Origin of the sequence: Bradyrhizobium sp. HKCCYLS3077, assembly GCF_051167555.1 — a bacterium.
Classification (GTDB): Bacteria; Pseudomonadota; Alphaproteobacteria; order Rhizobiales; family Xanthobacteraceae; genus Bradyrhizobium.
In genome coordinates this window covers 191,716-214,485 of record NZ_JBNPTH010000005.1, presented here as the reverse complement: position 1 = coordinate 214,485, position 22,770 = coordinate 191,716, and the positions used below count along the sequence as shown (strand labels likewise).

At 64.3% G+C, this 22,770-nt stretch carries 7 protein-coding genes; 4 read left to right on the top strand and 3 right to left on the bottom strand.

What is annotated here, in order from left to right; translation table 11 throughout:
• Positions 1-11: 11 nt before the first annotated feature.
• The 3 genes from ACQR0Z_RS21350 to ACQR0Z_RS21340 all read right to left on the bottom strand — a co-directional run bounded on the left by ACQR0Z_RS21350 (position 12) and on the right by ACQR0Z_RS21340 (position 16,249).
• On the bottom strand, positions 12-13,073 hold the full coding sequence (locus ACQR0Z_RS21350; protein WP_434919914.1) for a filamentous haemagglutinin family protein: 13,062 nt from the start codon (positions 13,071-13,073) through the stop codon (positions 12-14).
• Positions 13,074-13,555: 482 nt separating this feature from the next.
• Positions 13,556-14,473, bottom strand: a complete 918-nt coding sequence (locus ACQR0Z_RS21345; RefSeq protein ID WP_434919913.1) for a hypothetical protein — start codon at positions 14,471-14,473, stop codon at positions 13,556-13,558.
• Between the two features lie 267 nt (positions 14,474-14,740).
• Positions 14,741-16,249, bottom strand: a complete 1,509-nt coding sequence (locus ACQR0Z_RS21340; RefSeq protein ID WP_434919912.1) for a substrate-binding domain-containing protein — start codon at positions 16,247-16,249, stop codon at positions 14,741-14,743.
• A 394-nt stretch (positions 16,250-16,643) separates the two neighbouring features.
• On the opposite strand from ACQR0Z_RS21340, the gene ACQR0Z_RS21335 reads away from it, so the two are divergent.
• From ACQR0Z_RS21335 to ACQR0Z_RS21320, 4 genes are all read left to right on the top strand, one after another.
• The gene (locus tag ACQR0Z_RS21335; RefSeq protein ID WP_434919911.1) at positions 16,644-17,576 is read left to right on the top strand and encodes a peptidylprolyl isomerase; all 933 of its coding nucleotides are present in this window, start codon (positions 16,644-16,646) and stop codon (positions 17,574-17,576) included.
• Between the two features lie 66 nt (positions 17,577-17,642).
• Positions 17,643-18,554: a glycosyltransferase family 2 protein gene (locus ACQR0Z_RS21330; RefSeq protein ID WP_434919910.1), complete on the top strand. Its 912-nt coding sequence runs from the start codon at positions 17,643-17,645 to the stop codon at positions 18,552-18,554.
• Positions 18,555-18,576: 22 nt separating this feature from the next.
• Positions 18,577-20,769: a glycosyl hydrolase family 28-related protein gene (locus ACQR0Z_RS21325; RefSeq protein WP_434919909.1), complete on the top strand. Its 2,193-nt coding sequence runs from the start codon at positions 18,577-18,579 to the stop codon at positions 20,767-20,769.
• 160 nt (positions 20,770-20,929) lie between these two features.
• Positions 20,930-22,729 (top strand): carbamoyltransferase family protein, encoded by a 1,800-nt coding sequence (locus tag ACQR0Z_RS21320; RefSeq protein WP_434919908.1) that lies wholly within the window; start codon positions 20,930-20,932, stop codon positions 22,727-22,729.
• The last annotated feature ends 41 nt before the right edge of the window (positions 22,730-22,770 follow it).

Below are 22,770 nucleotides of genomic sequence, written 5' to 3'. Positions count from 1 at the left end.
GGCGGGCGTTCTCAAGGCTCCTTCTTGTCGTCGTCGTCGCGGCCTTCCTTTGGCTTGATCTCGCGTGGTGACGACGCAGGCGGGGACACGCCTTCCTGCGAATTGCCACCGCCGCCATATCCGACCACCTCGACCACGAAGACGGAGGCCTGCTCGCGATTTCCGGAGGCCGTCGCGGGCTCGGCACTCTTGCCGGCAGCCGCGCCCGTGTTGCTCGCCGACGTTTGTGCGGCAATGTTCGGAACGGTGACCGTTGGGATGCCCGTGGTGCTTCCAGACACCTGGAAATTGCTGGCATTGGCGATCACCGGCGCGACGAAGACAGCATTGCCCGAAGCGCGAACGCCGGCGGTGCCGAAATCAATCACGCCCCGCGGGGCGAGCAAATACAGGCTGGAAGGCGTCGCCGATTCCGAAGCCTGTAACGTCCCAATTCCCGATCCGGTCACGTAACCACCGGGATCGATGCTCGCGAAGGCGTTCTGGTCGTAGACGAGTTGGATCGCCGGCGCCGAGACGATCGTCTTCGATCCGCGTCCGGCATCAAGGTTGCCGTTCGAGCTCCACATGAAGACGTCGCCGCCCTGCGTCGTCAGCACGCGGCTGGAGTTCACCAAGACGCTCTCATCGGTAAAGGTGTTGATGGCGCCGCCGCCGAGCGTCATGATGCCGAGGTCGCGCAGCCGCAGCACCGGGTTGGTTTCCTGCGCCAGTGAGCCGACGACGATATTGCCGCCGGGCCCGAAAATCGAAACGTCCCCGCCGAATCGGGTCTGGATGGTGGAATGCAGGACATCCAGATCGCCGGTTTTGACGAGGGTACTGGCGCCGTTGGCTCCCGTCAAAGCATTCTCGGTATAGCCCGACTTCGATGGGAACATCGTCTCGACCATCTTGTAGCCGCGCTGGTTCTGCTGCGATTTACTGTCCTGGTTCGCGACCGCCACCGCCTTCAGCTCGGCGAAGAACACCTGCTGGACGAACACATGCTGTAGATCCGGCGAGAGTGACTTGAACGCTGCCAGAACCGTTGCATCGTTTCCGATTGCGCCCTTGCCGACCTTGTGCAGGAAGGCACGCAGCTCGGACATGTAGTTGTGGTCGACCAAGGCCGCGTTGGATGGATCAACATAGGCCTTGATGACCGCGTCGTAGTCGACACCGAACTTGGTGCCGAACAGTACGTTGATGCTGGCGCCCTCGCGGGTGCCGGAGACGTCCGTCAGCTGGGTATTGCGGCGCGGACGGCCGAACGGCCCGAACAAGGTCTGATTGTACAAGCCGACGGAATATTTCGAATAATAGATGTCGCCGACAATGCGGGCACTGGCGATCCCGACCGAGGCAATGCCCTCCTGCACCGGAGCTGCGACGGCATTGTCATAGGCGAGCGGCAGGAACGGACCGATGTCTCCGCCCGCTTGCACCAACAGATAGCCAGCGCCCGCGATCTGCAAGCCGCCGGCGTTGCTGGTGCCGGTGTAGGTGATGTTGCGCCCGGCCTCGACGACGCTGACGTCGCTTGGCTGGACGTTCTGCATGATGATGTTGAGATCCACGATGTCACGACCGGCATAGATCCTGGCGGGACGATTGATCTGAATGCGCTGATAGTCCTTCACAGCCCCATTGCCGACCGCGCCGAGGCGATAACCGCCGACGGCCTTGATGTCGCCGGTCGCGGCATAGATCCGCGCCGTCGCATCGATGCCGAGATCGGGGTCGTCGACATGCGCCAGCAGCGCGCGGCTGGACGATCCGGCGAAGCCGCTGTTGGGCTGGAATGGATCGAACGCGGTCTCGAGCAAAGCCGCGCCGGCCGAGAACACCGGCAGGAAAGCGGGTCCCGTAACCGTGGGATCGAGATCCGACGTCCGATAGCCGAAAGTCAAATCGATGCTGCCGCGAGCCAGCAGCGCGAAGCTGCCGTGCTCGGACGGACTGAGGACGATGCCCGGCGATGGGATCGTCTGCCGCGCGACAGCGTCGATCCCGGTGGTGACGAGATTGCCGTTCAAGGCAGCCGCCTCGAAGCTTGCCGGATAGAGCGAGGGCGCGGCACCGACGGGCAGTGACGATTTGGATGCATCGCTGATGGTCGTGGGCGCGATCGAAATCGTCAGGTCGCCCGCATTTGCGACAAGCGAGACCTTGCCGTCAGGACCATAGGTGTCCATCCGCAACGAACTCGCGACCGCGCCGGCCACGAGCGGATCGAGCCTTGCGGCCGGTTGTTGCACGTGCAACGTCGCCGGATTGATCACGCCCGAGATGGCGAGCGAGCCGCCGGCGACCATGCTGATCTGCCCGGTGTCGACGGCCAGAAGCGGCAGGTCGGCCAGGAGCAGCGGGCTCTCCGCGTACCTGGAGATGGTGCCGTTCTGCCCGATGTCACCGTCCGCGACCATGCTGGCATGCCCCGAGCCTTCGTAGAAGGATCCGCCGAGGATATTCCTGCCGGCGCGGACCATCATGTTGCCGCTACCGTAGAGATGGGCGACCGGCGTGCTCGTGATGGAAAGACCGCCGCTGACCCGGCCGGTCGTCGGCAACGAGATCGCGACGTCGATCATGTCGCGGCCGGCGGAGACCGTGACGTTGCCGCCCGCGCTGAGGACGCCCTGCTGGAAGCTGCCATACTGGATCCACCAGGCGGTTTGCGACGCGATCTGGGTTCCGGATGGCATGAAGACGCCCTGTCCGAGAGCCGCAACTGCGGCTTGCGTGAGTTCGGTGTTCGACAGCAGCCAGGGCGCATAATATTGGGGCGTCTTGTTGCCCGTCCCCACATAGCCCTTGACGTCGCGCTGCGCATCGATGGTCACATCGCCCCCGGCCTCCGGAAAGGCCGCAGCCGTGGGCGGACCGAAATAGGCCGTCACCGATTTGCTCGCCGCGTAGTTGCCGTAGCCGAGCACACGAGGCTCGTAGAAGCCGTCCGGGTTTGCAGCCACGATCCTTGTTACGCCGTTGACTGTCTGAACGGAGTAAGCGGCATCCGCCGCTGCGGTGTTGACACCGGCTGTGTAGATCACACCAGGTGCGACCGCATCAGCCAGCAGCACGTCACGCCCGGCTGCCATCGTGATAGCGCCCGTTCCGGTACGCACCATCGTCGGCAGATTGACGAAGACGGAGGTCGTGGGATCTCTAGCATCATTGACGAGGTTCTGTGTGTAGCTGCTACGGTTGCTGACGATGACGTCGCCCTTGGTGACGCCGTCGGACAGCGGCGTGCGCGCCGTGCGGCTGGCGCTCGCGAGTTCGGCGCCGGCGGTCATCGTGTAAGACCATGACGACGGAGCCGTGACCGTGCGGACCACGGCAGCAGTCGTCCCGCAGCCGCTCACGCAGACGCGCAAGGTACCTGGAAAGAGATCCGACGCCGCGAGGTTCGCGGAGGTCGGGCTGATTGCGTTGTTGGCGTCGCGATACGGTGCGACCGGAACGGTGCCGCCGTTGTTCAGATAATAGGTGAAGAAGTCACCGACGTTCTGATCGCCCGCCGCTGGAAAGAAGCCGAACCTGGCGTCGATCGTTCTCGCGGACGCGACGGCATCGGTCCCGCTGCCCAGATAGGCGTTGACCGCGGCGATGTAGCTCGTGTCGAGATAGTTGCGGAATTGGAAGAAGCCGTCGGAGATCGACGCCTCGACATTGATGTTGCCATCGGTGCGCAGGGTCAGATCGCCAGCATCGACGCCGCCCCAGGGGGTTGCGAGGCGATAGTTGAAATTGACGTAGCTCGAGCTCGGATCGAAGACCGACGGCGCCCTTCCGGTGGCGGGATCGAAAGCCGCTCCAGACGCCAGATTGAGATTGGTCTTGACGGTGATGTTGCCGCCGTTGATCGCCGCGCTCGAATTTACCAGTTCGACGCCGGGCTGGACGTGCACGGCGGTGGCGCCGAGCTGGCCGACCAGCGGCTGAAGCCGGCTGAACAGGTTGCCGAAACCGTAGTCCCGGACGACGCCGTCGGCGCCGGTATACTTCCAAGTGCCCTGGGTGGCTTGCGTCAAGACCGTGGCAAAGAAGGCGCCGTTCGGCGTATCAGCCGTAAAGCTGCCAACGCCGGATGTGCCCTGTGTCGCCGGATTGAACACGATGCTCGACGCTCGCGGAATGAACGACTGACCCGCATCCGGCGCGAAGCTTCCGTCGGCCGCGGTGGTCCCAGAGAAACTGCTGCCTTGCGCGAAGCTGACGAGCGCAAGCAGGGCGCCGGTGCTGCTCGTAACCCGGATTTGCGACGGAGCACTCGTATAGCCCTTGCCTGCGCTGATGATCGTTGCGCCGCTGACCGAAAGCGTCGTCGATAGCGCGACCTGCACGCCGCCAACGATCGCGGAGGTCGGTGCCGTCACATAGCCGCTGCCCCTCGACGCGAAGCTGAATATCATCGCTCCTCCGGACACTGTCACGGTGCCCGTTGCAGGGGAGCCTCCTGAGGGCGTCGGAAACGTGAACGAATAGCTGCCATTCGCGAGGCCGGGATTCGTGGCGGTCACCGTGTTGACACCCAGCACGGGCTGGACGATGGCTCCCGTACCCCCGCCGCCGGTCACCGCAACCGGGGGCGGCACCGCTGTGACGTTCCCATTGATGACGGTCACTTGACTCGGCGACCAGCCGGTGACGTTGGTCCATTTTCCGGCGGTCGCAAAGCTCAGCGTGCCGTCGGCGTTGACGATGTACCAGCCGGCGGGATCGATCAGTCCCTTCCAGCTGATCGGCGTCTTGCCGTCCGCCATCAAGCCGAGATTGGAGCCGTCGAGGCCGTATTGGCTCTTCACGGTGTCAAACGCGACATAGGCGTCGAAGGTAACGGCCCGCGCGCCCCTGATGGTTAGGCTGTTGTGACCGTTGATCGTCCCGCCGATTGTCGGCGCCTCCACGTCGCTGCCGGCATAGAGCTGGGCGATCTTCATGTCGCCATTGCCGTCGCGTGGGGCGCGGAAGGTGACCGTGCCGCCACTGACGCCGCCCTTGGTACCGCCGGAGACGTCGATCTCGGTGAAGGTCTGCAGGTAGATCTTCGACTTGGCGTCCCAGCCGATCCCGACGACCACGTCGCCGCCACGCTCGTCGGCATGTCTGGTCGAGGCATCGATCTTGCCGGTGCTGGCGAGCAGCACAGAATTGGCGGCATACAGCGATACTTGCCCGCCGGTCTGACCAACCCCGTCCGTCGTCACGTCGTCATAGCCGCGCGCATCGATCGTACCCTTGACGATGATCTGCCCGAACAGCTTGCTCGTGCTCGAGTCCCAGGTTGGATCGTCAGCGGTCAGCGCGACCTTGTTGGCCTTCAGGGTGTGGGACTGATCGAGCTGGAGATTGCCGGTCCGGGTGCGGACGTCGATCGTGCCGTTGACGCTGCCGGTCAGCAGGTGGTCGGCGAGCGCGGTCAGATCCGCCGCGCCCTTGGTGTCGAGCTTGAACGAGCCGCCATGCCCGGCTCCGCCTCCTCCGCGCAGGACACCGTTCAGCTCGGCGGCTCCGTTCAGCGCGGTGATTTTGATCTCGCCTCCGTAGCCCAAGCCGCCGCTGGGCTGTGCGACATCGATCACGCTCAGCGTATCGGTCATGACGTTGCCGGTGCTAGCCGTCAGCGCAACCCTGCCGCCCGCGATGTACGTCGTCACGTCGCGGATCTGGCTGGCATAGCCGCCCGCCGCGAGATAGGCTCGTGGCTTGAGCACGACGTCTCCGGCGGTGGCCGTCAGCGCAATGCTGCCGCCCTGGGCCTGGATAACACTGCCGACCGTCACGCGCGCGCCGGTGAGCGCCAGGCTGCCGCCGGTCTGGGTACTGTCGCTGGGCCGGTTTGCAATGCCGTCGCGCGTGAAGCTGTCGTAGATGTCGATCGCGCCGGTCGTGGTGATCGCATAGGATTTGCCCTTGGCGCCGGTGGCGGCATTCACCACAATGCCCGTGGTTCCGATATCGAGATTGGCCGCGCCGAGATCGAACGTGCCAGGGCCGGCCACGATAATGCGATCGAGCGCAGCCATGTTGACCTTGTCGTAGCCGATCTGCTTCTGATCTCCTCCGCCGAGCACCAGGGTCTTGGCGTTGAAACCGAGCGTCCCCGCCGTCGTTGACGCGGCAGCTGTCGAGCCCGCCGTCCCCGAGTTCGACAGGGTCAACGTCCCGCGACTGGAGATGGTGGCGTTGCCAGTCCCATCAGCGCGCACCAGCGCCGCCGCGTCCAGCGACAGATCGATGATCGACTGGCCGGAGTTGAAGTCACCGAACACGGAGATGTCTCGCGAGAGCGATTTGAGCGTCAGCGCTCCGACATCCGCAAACTGGTAATTGTAGAGCGCGATGCTGCGATCGGTGATCGGCGTCGGCGAACCGATCGCTACCGTCCGGCCGGCGAGCGTGAGCTGTCCGAGATGCAGGTCGGCGGTGTTGATCACGACCGCCTGTTTCGACGCCGAGCCCTGCATGGTCAGAGCCTTGGCCGTGATGTTCGATCCGGGCGCGAGGATCACCCGTCCGAGATCCGCCACCGCGGTCGCAGATCCCGTCACCGCACCCGGCGCCGAGCTGTCCTTGCTCGTGGCGAACTGCACGCTGAGCGGGGCGGCGCTCGGCCCGGTGATGCTCAGGCTGCTGTCGCCGCCGGCGACGAACAAGGCGCCGGCCTGCGATCGATACTGGCCGAGCGTCGCCAGCGCCGATGCCGACAGCGAACCGCTCCGTGTCGCGACCGTGTTGCCGGCCGCATCCTTGACGATGTAGCCGAGTTTGCCGAGATCGACGTTGCTGATGACGGTGCCGCTGGCGTCCAGCGTGCCGCCGAGCGCGGCAGCGACGTCCTGCGCTGTAACGCTTCCTGGCGCGGCGCCGAAGAAGAAGCTTCGGCCAGCACCCACATGAACAGCTCCGGTGGCTTGGATGATGCTACCGGACCCGATCATGACCTCGCCGCTGGTCAGATCCTGTGAAAGCGTGGTCTCGCGGACCTGCACCGTCTCTCCGGTTGACCCGTTGGCCACCGTCAGGGATTGATAGGCGCCCGGCGTGGGCGTTGCGACGAGGATGATTTCCGGCGCGGAGAACAACTCGCCTCTGGTGTCGACGAGCACCTTGGACGCCGCGGCCGTGATCTGCGTGCCCGTGGTCGTGGAGCTGCGCCGGCCGCCGATCAGCAGGCTTTCGAAGCCGAATGCGCTGAGCTGGCTGGCATCGAGCGCGAGATAGCCGGAGGGTTTGTCGCCGCTGGCGTACTGCACGTGCCCGACGACCGCGATGGCTTGCGAGGTGCTGATGTCAAGCTCGCTGCCGCGCCCGAGGCTGCCATTGTCATCCCGCCCAGGCGCAGCCAGCGCCAGACCCGACAGATCGACGCTGTTCTGCGCCCACACCTGCAGCCGGCCGGCATCCACCGGTAGCGGCGGCACCACGGTATTTTTCTTCAACGCCTGCTGGGTGAAGTAGCTGTTGGCGCGCGAGAACTGATATTCGCTGTACCTCTGCCACAGCACGTTGGTCTGAACCGCAAACAGATCCTGGCCTGCAGAGAGCTTGCCGGGAGCGGTGGACTGAATGGTGTTGCCGGTCACCAGCACCGTGCCATCCGGCAACGTGGTGCCGGTCGCGATGTTGCGGCCGAGATTGCTGCCGTAATAGACCACACGGTAGGCACCAGGCAGCGTCGCGTAGTGAGCCGGATAGAGCGTATAGGTGCCCGCCGCAATGCCGGTGCCGCCGCCGATCGTGATCTGCGTGCCGGCCAGCGGCACGGTGTCTCCGGCAGCGGCGGTCTTGCCGCCGTCGAGGCTGCGCGCCGTGGCGAAGTGGATATCGTAGGCCGCGATGGCGGCGCTCGACGACGGTAGCAACGCATAGACGGTCTGCCCCAGCGGGGTCGTCGTGAGCGTATCGCGCGAGCCGCCCTTGCCTTGCACCCATTCGATCGCCTGGAGGTCGCCGCCGCCACGAACATCGATGGTCGAACCACCAGCGACCTTGACCACATCCCCGGCAAGCCTGAGACCCTTCTCGGGAGGACTCGCCAGCGGCGCCGTGCTGACGTTGTAGTACCAGCCGCCGGAATCGAGAGTAGCGCCAAACGGCACGATGGTGTCGGCGAGACTGACCGAGGTCAAGCTGCCCGGCGCCAGCGTTACGGACTGCGTGGTCCCGGTCTGCCCGAGCGTGATCTGCCCCAATGGCGCGAACAGATTGCCCGCTTGCGTGATCGTCTTGGCAACAACCGTGATGCTGCCGCCCGCGGCCAGCGGAATGTCGGTATTGCTCCCCGCCGGCGCGGAAAACGCCACATCGCCGCCCGTGCTGATCGTGAAGTTCACCGCCGACAGCGGATAGATCCGCTGAGCCGAAAGCAGCAGATCGCCTGGCGCATCAAGGCGACCGTTGAAACTCGAACTGTCGCTGTTGCCCGCGACGCCGTTGACCACCTTGGGCGTGCTCAGCCGGATGTCGCCAATGCTCCTCAGATCGACCCGACTGAAGCCGCCGAACGAGGCCCCCTCGACATCGATGGTGTTGCCGGTGATCGCAAGCGTGCTCGCGCCAACGGTTGGCGTTTGCCCTCCGCCCGTCAGTTCGACATAGGACGCGCTGAGACGAGCATCGATGGTGCCGTTAGTGTTGATCTGACCTGCCGCGATGTGCAGCCGGTTGGCCACGCTCCAGTTCAAGCCGCCGGAGATCGACAGCGTCGAATAGGCCGGCGCGCTGTAGCCAAAAAGATTGGGGGCCCCGCTCCAGTCCGTGAAAACGCGCGCCGCGCCGCCCTGCCCGGCCCCGGCGTAGAGATAGACGTTGTCGAAGCCGCCAAGTCGATCCGCCGCGGCATAGAGCGCGCCTGGTGCACTGCCTGCGTTGAAACGCGCGAGTGCACCGAGCGATTCAGTGACATCCTGCGACAGGACGATCGCGCCGCCGCCAAGCACGATCGTGCCGTTATTGGCTCGCGTCTCTGCGCGAAGCTGACCGTCCGCGCCGACAAAGCGCCCGCCTGCAGCGGCAAAGCTTCCGCCCCAGGCAAAGCCCGACGTGTCGACGTTCACGGTCCCAGCATCACTCCACGACCACACCGAGGTCGAACCGCGTCCGCTTCCGACACCGATGTTACCTGCAGCGCCGGAGACATCGACCAAAGCGCCGGCATCGGCGACCAGGTAGTTGACGCCGACGGGCGCTGCATAGGCGTTGATCGTGTACTGATTGCCCGCGGCAGCGCTGCCCACACTTGTTGTCTTGTACTCACCTGCCTCGACGGTGAACGTGCCGCCAGTGGTGTAGCTGCCGCCGACCAACGGCCCGCCGGTAAGTCCAAATCCAGAATTCGCAACGAACGTGCCGGACAGATCAATGCGTGCCTCTCCGGACAAGTAGGTCTTCAGCGCATTGACGAAGACGCTGCCGCCGTTATTGACGATCGTTCCGCGCAATTCGACGCTCTTGGCCGGCGGAATGCCGGTCGTGCTCGCTCCGGAATAGTCGACATTGCCGATGACGACGCTCGCCTTGGCGTCGGTGACGATCGTCGAGCCGGTATCGAGCACGACCTTGTCAGCCCTCAATGTCAGGTTCGTCGCTAGCCGCTGGTCATCCGGCAGCAGGCTCAGAGCCGGCGTGCCCTGCCCCAGTTTCGTTCCCGCCCCAAGCCCGGTGTAGTCTGCGCCGCTGTCCAGATTGCGCTGCCGCGGGGTCAGGCCGACACCGGCGGATAAGATCACCTGCGGCGTGGGACCCTTGTTCGAGGCTCCTGACCAGCCGTCGGAGACGGCGGCAAGGGTATAGGAGCCAAAGCCGCCATTGCTCAGCACATCGACAGGCAGCGTCGACCCGACGCCCCCGATCGTGAGTCCCGAAATCTCGCCGGTTTGCAATGCGCCGCCAATCCGGATGGTGTCGATGGTGCTGAGGCTGAGACTGCCGTTGCGCTCGAAGCCGTAGCCCCGCAGCGAGCCGTCAAGTTGGATCGTCGCCAACGTACCGGCAATCGGCCGATTGCCGATAGGACGGTTCTGGTCGTCCGCCCAGCCCCCCACATAAGTGGAAAGGGCGATGCTTCCAGCCTTCCCGGCCAGAGTACCAGAGGCCGCCTGCTTCGCCTTGCCTTGCGCCGATACATAGCCGCCGCTGGACACGTCGAGCAGACTGCCGCGCGCCAGGATGATGCTTCCGGTCCCGTCGATCGTGCCGTCGCTGGTCAGATGGGTCGCGAGCGAGATCGAACCGCCATTGATGGAGGCGGATCCGACACGATTGCCGGTACCGGAATCGTTGACGAAGCGTCCGCTGACGTCGAGCGCGCCTTCCACGTAGATGTTGGCTGGAATGTTGATCTTGTCTTTCGTCGGGATCTTGAACAGCGAACTTGCGGCACCGAATATGGAGGCGGAAGCAGCTGTCCGATCCGTGGAGAGATCGATGCTGCCGCCCGCCGCAGACACCGACCCGGCGATGTCGATCGCGCCGCCGGCCACGACCGTGAAGCTGCCGCCCGGTGCGAGATTGAGGGTGCTGCCGTGCGACACCACGAGATCGTTGGCGGTGATCGACAGCTTGCTCAGTCCGTAGCCGGACAGGATCTCCGGCGACAACCGCGTGGTGTAGGCGCTGGTCGCGACGTAGTTCGCCGAGGCTGTAGCACCAACCTGCACCGTGGTCGGCGTCTTCAGCGACAAGCTGCCTTGGTCCGGCAGGTCTGCATTGGCGATCTGCCGGTCACCGGCCACCGCGCCGAAATACATCGCGCCCTGCAACTGCGGAATGACGGTCGAAACCGTCACGCCGCCGGCCTTCTGCCCATCCGTGTATCCTGGCGAATAGGTCTGGCCGCCCAGCGACCAGGTTTCGGTCACGCCCCACCGGCCGTGCTCGACCTTGAACTCTCCGAAAATCCCGACATACGTCATGTTCGGGCTTGCGTTGTCCAGGCTGTAGATGCGGCCGTCGGCGCCAAGCAGCCGCGTCGTCTGCACCCAGCCAGGCTCGAATCTGACGCTGCCGCCGGATACGTTGATGACCGATCCGGAAGTCTGGACCTGACCGGGCGACGTGGTGAGATTCGTCTGCAGGCTCACATGACCGCCGGCGGTCATGAGCTGGTAGATGCTGCGGCCATAATTGGCGATGTTGCCGCTGACGTCGGCCACGGGGGTACCGACCCAGCTCGTGCCGTCGCTCCGCACGCCCTTGTCGCGGATGTCGACGACGAAACTCTTGCCGTACAGGATGCCGTCCGGCCGCTGCAGCGGCATGTCGGCAAACTCCGCCCGCGGCTCGACGGTGATGAAGTTGTAGCTGGCAGGCAAGGTGACGTCCCGGAGCCCTGCGACGTCGATGACGGCGCCCGGCGCGAGCAGGACTGTCTGCTGCAGCGAGGGCGTCGAGCTGGTGGTGTCCGTATTGGCAAGACCCGGGCTGAATTGCCGATAGGCGATTCCGGATGTGTCGAGATAAAGGTCCGCCCCTGTAAAACTGACGGCTCTCAGTGCCACCTCGGCTGAGGGCGCCGAGATGAGACCGGACGAGCCGACCGTCACCGCGGTCTGCGCAGTCATCTCGACATAGGCCGGCTTGAAGGCCTGCACGGAGCTGCCCGCCGCGCCGCCCTGCGGGAGGGGCGAGGCGCCGTCGTCGTAGGGCAAACTCGAAATGACGCCATTGAGCGCGACGCTGGTCGCAGCACGCAGCATGACGAAGCTGTTGAAATCGAGCGCGGTGTCGGCCGAGATGACGCCTTGAAGCGCGCCACCTGCCCCGTCCGTGAGAATGTTGCCCGCACCGTCTCGAGGCTTGTCGACGACGATCGAGTTGCCCGCCATCATGACAATGCCGCCGGGCGAATCAATCAATCCATCGTGCCTGACGACGCCGGTGTTGGGCAGATAGCTGCCCGCTCCATAGCCGTCCGAGTTGAGGCTCGCGGAGAACGGCGTAACGCTGAACTCGATGCCGCGGAACGCCAGCGATTTCCCAGTGACGGAATCGGTGCCAAGCACATTGGAGGGCAGCGCCGAAAAGCCGTTCGGCACGAGATCGACAGTTCGCGCCGACACCAGGGCGACCTGGCCGGTCGGCGCCTCGAGCGTGCCCGAGTTGGAGACGTTGGCGCCAAGCAGAAACACCTTGCCAAGCGACGCGATGGCGTTTTCGCCGTCTAGCTTTGCGTCCTTCGTCGTGGTGCGCAGCTCTGGCGCAGACTTCGCCGTGATTGTCGCCCCGCGCTCCACAATGACATCGCCGGCGACGGCTTTCGAGTTCGCAGCGCCGTTCACGCCGGGATCGTAGAACGAGAACGAGTTGAGATTGGCAACACCGGTATTCAGGAAGTAATCATCGCGCTTGGCGAGATCGGAGCCGAGCTTGCCAACGTCCAGCGTCGAGGCGATCAGCGTGTGGACGTTGACCTGCGCGCCGGCACCGAAAATGATGCCGTTGCCGTTGATGACGTAGACGGCACCCTTGGCATTGATGTTGCCGTCGATACGGCTCGCCAGCAGGCTGCTCGGTGCCACGGTCGAAGATACACGGTTGAACGCGATCCAGTCGGCGCTGGCCTGCTGGAAGTTGACCGTCGTGTTGGCGCCGACGTTGAACGTGTCCCAATACAGCAACGCCTTCTGCTGCGTCTGCTGGATGTTCACGGTCGTCTGCGAGCCGCTGGTCGTCTGGGTCGGATTGTTCGCACCGACCCACTTGCTGGAATCGAGCTTGATGCCGGCCAGCGGGTCATCCTTCGTTCCGCCGTAGGGCATCAGGCCGTTCGGCGTAAGCCCGTTGGGAACGTTCGAACCGCTGCTCACGCGGGCCGCCGCGGCGGCATCCTGCTGCAGCTTGCGCATCCCCGCCAGCGCCGCGGAGGCGCGCGCCAGCGATGTTTGAGCCTGTGCGGACGCGGCAGCCGCCTGCTGGGCCGCAGCGGTGGCGGCCTGCTGAGCTGCGTCGGTCGGCGCGACAGTGGAGGAAAGTGACTTGAGGCTGGCGGCTTGCGCTCCTCCGTCGAGCACCATCAGCGCGAGCAGGCTGACTCCGCTGAGAAATATCGTTCCCAGCGTGGTATTCCGAGCGCGACGAGACACAGCTGCGTGATCGAACATGAGACGACCCACTTCCAACTCGCGTCCGCGATCCACCAGGGGTTGATCGCGACGGAGGAATGACACACCGCGCCGGGTTTACCTTTTGTTTACCGACAGTGATGTGTCACTTTTGAGTCGTTGACGCATCATAATGCATCATGGCTACGCGTGAGGCGGCGTGTCGCACTGGGCACGGTTGGAAAAATCGACTCCTGATTGCATCCACATGTGACAACTGGTGGTACATTCCGGGTCGCCGGCAGCAGCTGGTTTTGACGCCATCATAATTTCGTGCTGCTGCCTCCGCTGCGTCTCGTCGGCTCCGGCTCTGTCATCATGATCCGCGATCGGAATGGACGACGAGCGATCCGGCGCGCCGTGACCCCGGCCTGCGTATCGTTTGGGTTGGTGTCTCGCTTGTTTTTGTTGGTTGGACGGGCAGGCTGCCCCAATTGGCCGGACGGCACCCGCGCCCGTTGCGATCAGGGCAACCGCCCATTACGAAACGGATTGGCCGCTGCCGGGGCCGGATGGAGCATCGGCGGTCGCACCACGATCGTTGCTCCTGGCGGGGACGCCGGCAGCGCAGATGCCATGCCAGACCCAGTGCCCGCCGCAGCTGACGCATCGATCGCTCCGCTCGCGCTCGTCGGCGGAACGGCGTTGGCCGAACTCATCATAGGCTGGGTCAGCCCTGGAGCGGCCATCCCCGCGGCCAATGGCACGGCGGCTTCTCTGAGATCAGGGCGCGGAAGATCCAGCAGCGCGCTTTCGAGACCCTTGCCCAGCTCGACCTGGCGCGCGCGCACAGCACGTAGCATCCATCCCTTGTAGCTCTCGCCGGCCTTCAGCCGCACGGTGCTCTTGTCGGCGATGTTCACGAACAGGCCCAGCCGCTCGCCATCGCTGCTCACGGCCGTGCCGACCAGGGACAATGGCGGCTTCTCGCGCTCGACCGGCGCAGGCGGCAACGTCACCGCAACGGCGGGCTTGGCGGCCGGCGGCGCACGTGGACGGCGCGATGCAGAGAACAATGGGCGATCGCGTGTCGCTGTCAAACGCGTGAGCGGGATCCCCCAGAGCGGATTCATGGGCATGTCCGTCCGCGCTGGACCGGCTGACCGTTCCGGCGCCGCTGGTGGCGGCGGGGACGACGGCATTGCCTGCAACGGCGGCGGCTCGGCTGCCTCCGGTGCGACAGTCTGTTGCGGTGGAGCGTCGCCCTGCTTCGGCGCGACCGTCTGCGCTGGCCGCCCGTCCAATGGCGTCGGGAGCGCCTGCTTGGATGGTCTCTCGAACAGATCGCTCTGCGGATCGACGATCGCAGGCGCGGTGGCCCGCGCCGTCATGCTGAAGGCGAGGACCCCAATCACGCAGGCGGTAAGTCGACGCACCGCCATGACCGTATCCTTTTCTTGGAAGCAAGCAGAGCGCGAGAGACGCGACATCCGTCGCACGCATGCCTCATACAATGTACCACAATTCATGTGACGGCGACGATACCGCATCCTCTGAGGCGTGTCTTCATACCACATCGGAGGTCATTGCTTCCCGGAGGCCCCATCCGCGGCCGATGGCGCTTCCTGCACCTTAAACAGCACGCCCGACCAAACGGCCGGGCGTGCCAAGCTTGGAACCGATGCAATCAGGTCATCTCCCGAGTGCGATCAGTAGGCACCCGCGATGGTGGCGCAGCCGCCATTGCCGGTCTGAGCCGGACCGAAGTTCGGATCGCTCAGCAGCGTGTAGGTCTCGATCAGCCACGGCGACGGCACCTTGGCGAAGCCGTTGTCGTTCAGGATCTGCTCGGCGTTGGAGCTGCCGTAGAGATAGTCGAGCCAGGTGCGGAACCAGATGAAGCCATTGTTGCCATTGGCGTGGTTCGCGTAGCACTGGTACATGTTGATCCAGGTGAAGCCCGAGATCGGATAGGAGTCGGGCAGCACCGGGTTCGGGACGACGCCCTGCAGGCTCCAGGCCAGCGGGTTGACACGGGTCGTCATGTCCGGGAACTGCGGAACCGCCGACGCCATCGCCTTCGAAGCACCCGCCGGGGTCGGCGGCTGGAACTTGCCGGTCGCGTTGGTGATGTCCCACTGCGACTGCAGGTTCGCGGTCGGCTTGCCACCGGTGCGGACGGGGAGCCAGAAGTCCGACGACGCATAGCCCATCGCGCCGTTGGTCGACGCCACCAGAGCCACGAGGCTGCCGCTGCCCGACGCGTTGGCGAAGGTGCCGCCGCCCGAGTTCGACACGGCGTTGCCGCACTGATCGGTCGGGAATTGATCCGGCCAGTTGAGCTGGTTGGCGCCGCGGGCCACCGGACGCGGACAGGCGCCAGAGCGGTCGGTCCAGGGCAGCGCGTAGGACACGGTGGTCGAGTCGGTCTCGTTGTTCGGACCGATCTCGAACTGGCACTGCGTGGCGAGCGCGTTCGAGAACAGGAACGTGGTGCCGCTGCCGTCGGCGCGATGCACGAAGGTGATGTTGCCGGTGCCGAGCACGCCGCCGTTGAGCGCGGTCAGGATCGGGTTGTTCCACTTGGTGATATGGCCCGACACGATGCCGCAGACCGCGTTGCGCGACAGGTTGAGACCGCTGCTGCCGCCAACCGGGGTCGGCTTCAGGATGTTCAGCGGCGCGCCCGTGCCGTCGGTGCCGTTGAAGCCGATCGCCACCGGACCGACCAGAGCCGGGATCTGGATCAGATTGCCGAAACGAGCCGGGTTGCCGGCCGAATTCCAGGCCGTGATGTCGCTCGACGTCACGACGTCGTCGCTGCCGACGAACTGGACGCCATCGTAGTCGGACGTTGCGTTCACACCGATGGTGGCGTCCGTGTACGGAACCGAGTTCGACGGGGTGCCGATATTGGCCTTATCGTTGGTCCGCAGCACGAGCTTGGCGTTACCGGAGCCGGTCGGAGCATAGAGGATGCCGCCACCGAAGCCGCTGCCGTTGAAGCCGGTGCAGTTTGCAGCCTTGGCCAGCGGACCGGGCTTGCCGGGGCTGCCCTGCACCTGATCGTACAGGCAGTCCATCAGCTGACGATAGGCGATCTGCGGGAACGTCGCGCCGGCACCGTAGGCGTATGAGCCGGCATGCGCCGTGTTCGACGCGACAGCGGCGCAAGCAAACGCCGCAGAACTCATGAGAATAGCTTTAAAGTTGCGCATATAGGGATCTCCATGCTTCGGGGTGCGGCTCCCACCGAACCCGCAGGCAACGTAGTCGAGTTATGTGAGCTTTTCTTTTGTGTTTTGTGAATTATGATATGAGTTACGTTATCTTTGTGGATTATTACGATACGATCTTGCGCGCTCGATCTACGGTCGACCGCACTCGAAAGAGACTCCCGATCACCCTGCTCCCTTCAGCTGTCACCAAGCTGTCGTCGCCGGATCACACCGACGTCAAGGTGTTCTCGCTATGACGTCGCGCGCTGCCACGATGGTCGGCGTCGCCACGCTGGACGCACGAACGAACACATGCGTCCCGAACGCATCAGAGCGACAGCCGCCGTGCCATATCATCGGGCTTGCACGACGCACGCGACGAAAAGGATGTTACATGATGGTCGACGTACCGAAGCGGATGATGTTTCGATCAGTCACGTCCCGCACGCCTGTGTTGGCAGCCTGCCTCGTGGCCGGCCTGAGCATGGTCAGCGCGGCGCGCGCCGACGAGGCCGCGACTGATCCCGTGATTGCGACGGTGAATGGAGCGGCGATCCGCGAAAGCGAGCTTGCAATGGTCGATGAGATCGTCGGGCGCAACTTACCGACGCAGGATCGCATCGAGCGGCGAGACGCGATCTTGAAAATGATGGTCGACACGATCCTGCTTGCCGAGGTGGCACGCGAACGCAAGGTCATCGACGAGGCGGACATCGCACGCCGGACCAACTTTGCCCGCAACCAGGGTCTCATGACCCATCTGCTGCGCCAGGTCGGCGAGAGCGCCGTCAACGAGGAGACCGTTCGCAAGGCCTATCGGGACGTGGTGATGAAGGCCGCAAGCGAGCAGACCGAGGTTCACCTGCGTCACCTGGTGTTTCTGACCAAGGATGCTTCCGACGACGCGGCCCTGAAGGCCATCGAGGCCCGCGCGCAAGGAGCCCTCGACAGACTCAGGAACGGCGAAGACTTTACCGTGGTCGCTGCGGAGGTCTCGGACGATCCCGTGACCAAATCACGCGGCGGGGATTTCGGGTGGAGGATTCGGCCCGAGCTCAGCAAGGAATATGCTGATGCGGCCTTCGCCATGAAGAACGGCGACATATCGCCGCTGATCAGGACCGGCATCGGTCTGCACATCATCAAGCTGGAAGACCGTCGGACTCGCAAGCCGCCCGAATTCGACACCGTCCGCGAGCGAGTCGCCGCCATGGTCTCCGCAACGGCTCAGATCGAACTGGCCGAGAAGACGCGCGCTGCGGCGAAGATTGAACGCTTCGATGGTGGCGCACCGATGAGCCCAGGCGCACAGCCCTCCAAGAAGTAACGTGACGGGTCCTAACGACTTGGCGGCTCCATCGTCCCTGCTTGATCTCGAGGAGCGGCTCTCAATATGACGCTTGCCGTCGTCATCCTGACGCACAATGAAGAGCGGCATATCGCCAGGGCCCTCACCTCGGTTGCAGAGATTGCGACCGAGGTGTTCGTGATCGACAGCTTCTCGAGCGATCGCACGGTCGAGCTTGCGCGGGCCGCTGGAGCAACCGTGCTGCAGAACAAGTTCATCAACTATGCCAAGCAGTTCCAGTGGGGATTGGATAACGCACCGATCACAGCAACGTGGGTCATGCGGCTCGATGCCGATGAGATCATCGAAAGCGACCTCGCGCGTCGCATCAACGCCGAACTGCCGGGGCTGCCCACCGATGTCGTCGGCATCAATCTGAAACGGAAGCACATCTTTCAGGGACGCTGGATCCGTCATGGTGGGCGATATCCGCTATTGCTTCTGCGGATCTGGCGCCGGGGACACGGCCGCATCGAGAACCGCTGGATGGACGAGCACATGCTGCTGTGGGGCGGCCGCACCGTCACCTTCGAGGGCGGTTTTTCCGATCACAATCTGAACGATCTCACGTTTTTTACAGAGAAGCACAACAAATATGCGACACGCGAGGCGATCGACGTCGTCAATCAGCGCCGCCAACTTTTCCCGCGTGACACCGACTTGCCGACCAAGGGCTCCCGACAGGCAGCGATCAAACGCTGGGTCAAGGAGACCCTCTACAACAACATTCCCTATCAGATCAGCGCCACCGCCTATTTTCTCTATCGCATGATCATTCAGCTCGGCTTCCTCGATGGCAAGGAAGGGCTCGTGTATCATACGCTGCAAGGCTTCTGGTATCGCTTTCTGGTGGGCGCCAAGGTCTCGGAGCTCGAAGCTGCGATCCATGACCTGAAGGACCCCACAGCGATCCGCGGCGAACTGCGTCGTCTGACCGGTCTTGCGATCGATCCTTGAACTGATAGCGGCAGCACGCGGCATGCGACACATTGCAGCGATCGTTGCTCTGCAGCTCGTCGCGGTGGGACCGGTCGGCGCTGAGCCGACGTTGTTCTGGTTCAACGATCCGGTCGGACCTGACGACACCGTTGTCGTCGAAGGTTACGGTCTCGATGAGATCACGTCTGCCAGCATCAGCAGCATCTCGACTCCGCTTGCAGGACAGACGTCCGCTTCGGACGTCGCGGTCGAACTGCTGCAGAAGCAGAAGACATCGTTGAAGTTCGTGGTGCCCAAGGAATTGGGCAGCGGCCTCTATCGTTTTTCGCTCAAGGGACCCACAGGATCAATCAGCGGCCGCCTTAACGCGCCGACGGTCTACTGGACGCAAGGCAGTCTGGGCCGCGAGGTCGCCCCGGGTGGCTGGCTCGATGTCTTCGGCCGGAACATTGTCCGCCGGGCCGACCACGCGCGTCTGCTGATGGTTGCAGACGCTCCAGGCCCGATTCTCACGACATTGCTCCTGAAAGGCGGTCTGTGGCGCGGCTCATTCCGCGTGCCCGATGCCGCGCCGGCCGGACGTTATCAACTCCGCCTGTTCAATGGCGACGGAGCAGACCAGGATTGGACAGACGCAGGCACCATCACGGTGCGGAGCCCGGATCCTGATCCCGGCCGCTCGTTCGACATCCGGGCCTACGGCGCCAATGGCGACGGCCGCAGCGACTCGACCCGCGCAATACGCGCAGCGCTCGCCGCCGCCGCCGATGCGGGAGGCGGCACCGTCTACCTCCCGCGCGGCCGCTATCTGGTGTCGGAGATGCTGGTCATCCCACCAGGCATCACGCTGAAGGGCGAAGCCACCGACCTCGTCAATCTGGTCTGGCCGGATTTTTCCGCCCCTCCTCCCGCGCTGATCCAGGGCCAGTCACATTTTGCAGTCGAGGATGTCACGATCTATGCCTCCAACCATCTTCATGTCGTCAGCGGCGGATTCGTGTTTCGAGATACGATCGTGCCGAACGCGGGCGATATCGCCATCAGGCGGGTGCGCATCAGGGCCTCCGCTTTTCGGGGCCAGCAGGAACTCGAAACAACCATCGCGCGGATGCGCGAGTTTCGGCAGCTATTTCCCGGCGGAGGGCCCGACACCATCCGCTTGACAGGCAGCCGGCTCGAGGTCGTGGATTGCGACATCCTCGGCACCGGCAATTCGATCCACCTGACCAGCGCCAGCGACGCCGTCGTGGCTCGCAACATCCTCTACAACGGCCGCGACGGCAACTACGCGCTACGCGGCTCACGCCGGATCATTTTCGAAGGCAATACCGTCATCGGTGCCGATCTGCAGGCGACCGGCGGCGGCATGACGACCCTGACCAGATCGGCGACCGGCTCTGCGAACATCTTCATCGGCGGCAACACGTTCAAGTTCATCCACGGCTGGGACCGCGAGGCGGCAACCTCGGACGGTCCGGGCGGCTACTATTTCGGCCACGCCGTCAGCAACACGCCGAGTTCGCTCGAGCTGCAGGATGACGCCTCGCCGTCGGGTGCGACGGCTGACTGGACCGGCGCACTCGTGATGGTCGTGAATGGTGCGGGCGAAGGTCAGCACGCGCATGTCGCATCCTTGCAGCGCGGCGCACGCGGCGGCACGATTGCGCTCGACGAACCGCTGCGGCAGTCACTCGACGCGACATCCGAGATCGCCATCGTCCAGGGTCACGAGAACTATCTGATCGTCGACAACCTCTTCGAGGACACCGGTGTCGCCGCTCAATGTTTCGGCACTGGTCTCGGTCACATCATCGCCGGCAACCGCTCGAACCGGACCAGCGGCTTCGCCGTGGTCGGCCTGTCCTACGGACAGCCGCAGTCGTGCTGGCGCGTGCAGATCCTCGACAATGAAATCGATGAGGGCAACGTCTATCGGGCCGGCCCTGACCGCGATGTCTTCTCGAACGAAGCGATGATCTTCATACGCGCCAACCAGACCGCAACCGCCGCTGGCCGCCCGCCGCTCGTGCGGGGCATCATCATCCGCGACAATCGCCTGCGTCACGACGCCCAGATCAGGATCGAGGGGTTCTCCCCTGCATCTCCGGGAATCCGAGACGTCGTGATCGAGGGCAACGACATCGGTCCATCGCGCGTGGGGCTGACGATCGACCGTGGCGTCGCGCACTGGCTCGCACGTCGAAACACCGTCGCGCCGCGGATCCAGAAGTGATGCGGACGATCAGCGCCCTTGGCGCTGGTCGCTGCCAAAGGCGGAATTGCCGTTGCGCCGATCACGCCGGTCACGCGGCTGATATGATGCGATGTTACATCGCCTGCGACAGTGTTACAGTTTCGTATCGTCGCCAATCCGAGTGTCGAGAGGGTCGTCCATGAGCGCGATTCTGGGGCTCAACATCAACCACCCCGATGCGTCCGCGGCTCTCATCCTGGATGGGCGCGTCGTCGCGGCCGTCATGGAAGAACGCTTTGGCGAGAGGATCAAGCACGATCCGTCCTTTCCGCAGCACGCCATCCGAGCCGTCCTGGCCATCGGTGGCATCTCCGCGACCGAGCTCGACCATATCGCGGTGGCGCGCGACACCAGCCAGAATCGTGCGGCCAAGATCTCCTATGTGCTGCAGAACCCGATATCCGGCGGCATGGCCGCGCTGGAGCATTTCCGGCGCGCCCGCTCGGACCTCGGCGTGGAGGCACAGGTCGCCCTCGCCTGCGGGCACGCGCCAGATGCGCTGAAAGCAAAGCCCGTGAACGTCGAGCATCATCTCTCGCACATCGCCAGCGCCTACTACTGCTCGCCCTTCGACGGCGTCACCGCCGGCTTCTCCTACGACGGCAGCGGCGACTTCGTCAGCGCCATGGCGGCGCGCTGCGAAGGCTCGCGCATCGAGGTGCTGGACCGTGTCCGCCTGCCCTCGAGCCTCGGATTCTTCTACACGGCCTGCTGCCAGTTCATCGGCTTCGACCAGTTCGGCGAGGAATACAAGGTGATGGGTCTGGCGCCCTATGGCGAGGATCGCTTCGCCGAGGCGATGCGCCAGCTCGTGGTCAAGCAGAATGATGCGTGGTTCAGCCTGGCCGACGGCTATTTCGGCATGCATCGCGGCGGCCACGATGCCAAGCTCGACGGCGACCGTCGGATGAAGATGCTTCGCCTCTATACCGACAGCTGGCGCGACATGTTCGGTGAGCCTCGCGCCCGTGGCGAGGCGCTGTCGCAGCGAGAGATGGACATCGCGCGCTCGTGCCAGGTCCGCTTCGAGGAGATCGCCCTGCACTGCTTCAACCGGTTGCAGCGGCTGGTCCCGACCAGCCAGATCGCCTATGCTGGCGGCTGCGCGCTCAATGGCGTCATGAACGCCCGTCTGTTGCGCGAGACCGCATTCGAGCAAGCCTATATGCAGCCGGCCTCTTCGGACGACGGGCTTTCGGTCGGTGCAGCGCTGTGGACCTGGCACAATGTCGTGGGCGGCCGCGAGCGCTTCCACATGCAGCACGCCTATTGGGGTCCCGAGCATCCAAAGGACGCGATGCTGCGCGCTGCGGAGGCGACCGGAGCTGCCATGCGCGAATTGCCCCTGGCGCAGATCCCGGAGGCCGTCGCGCGCCTGATCCATGCGGGGCTCGTCGTCGGCTGGTACCAGGGCCGGTCCGAATGGGGCCCGCGCGCGCTCGGCAACCGGTCGATCCTCGCCGATCCGACCAGGGCCGACATGAAGGACGTCATCAACGCCAAGATCAAACGGCGCGAGAGCTTCCGGCCGTTCGCTCCCTCGGTTCTCAGGTCAGCGGTCTCGACCTATTTTGAGCAGGACGTCTTCAGCCCGTTCATGATGCACGTGGTGAAGCTGAGGCCCGAATGGCGGCCACGTTTGCCGGCCATCACCCATGTCGACGGCACGGGCCGGCTGCAAAGCATCGACTCCGACACCAACCCGCTCTACTACCGCGTCATCGAATGCTTCGGGCGGTTGTCGGGGGTACCGATCGTGCTGAATACCAGCTTCAACGAAAACGAGCCGATCGTCGACACGCCCGAGCAGGCTGCCAATTGCTTCCAGCGCACCGGATTGGATGCTCTCTGTCTCGGACCCTATTTGCTGGTCAAGGGTGAACATCAGCAGACTCTCGCGGACGCCTGCATGGAGAGTTCGGCGGCGCCGTCGTCATAGGTCGTATCATGTTGAATGTCCTCGAGCCCACAGCCCACGAT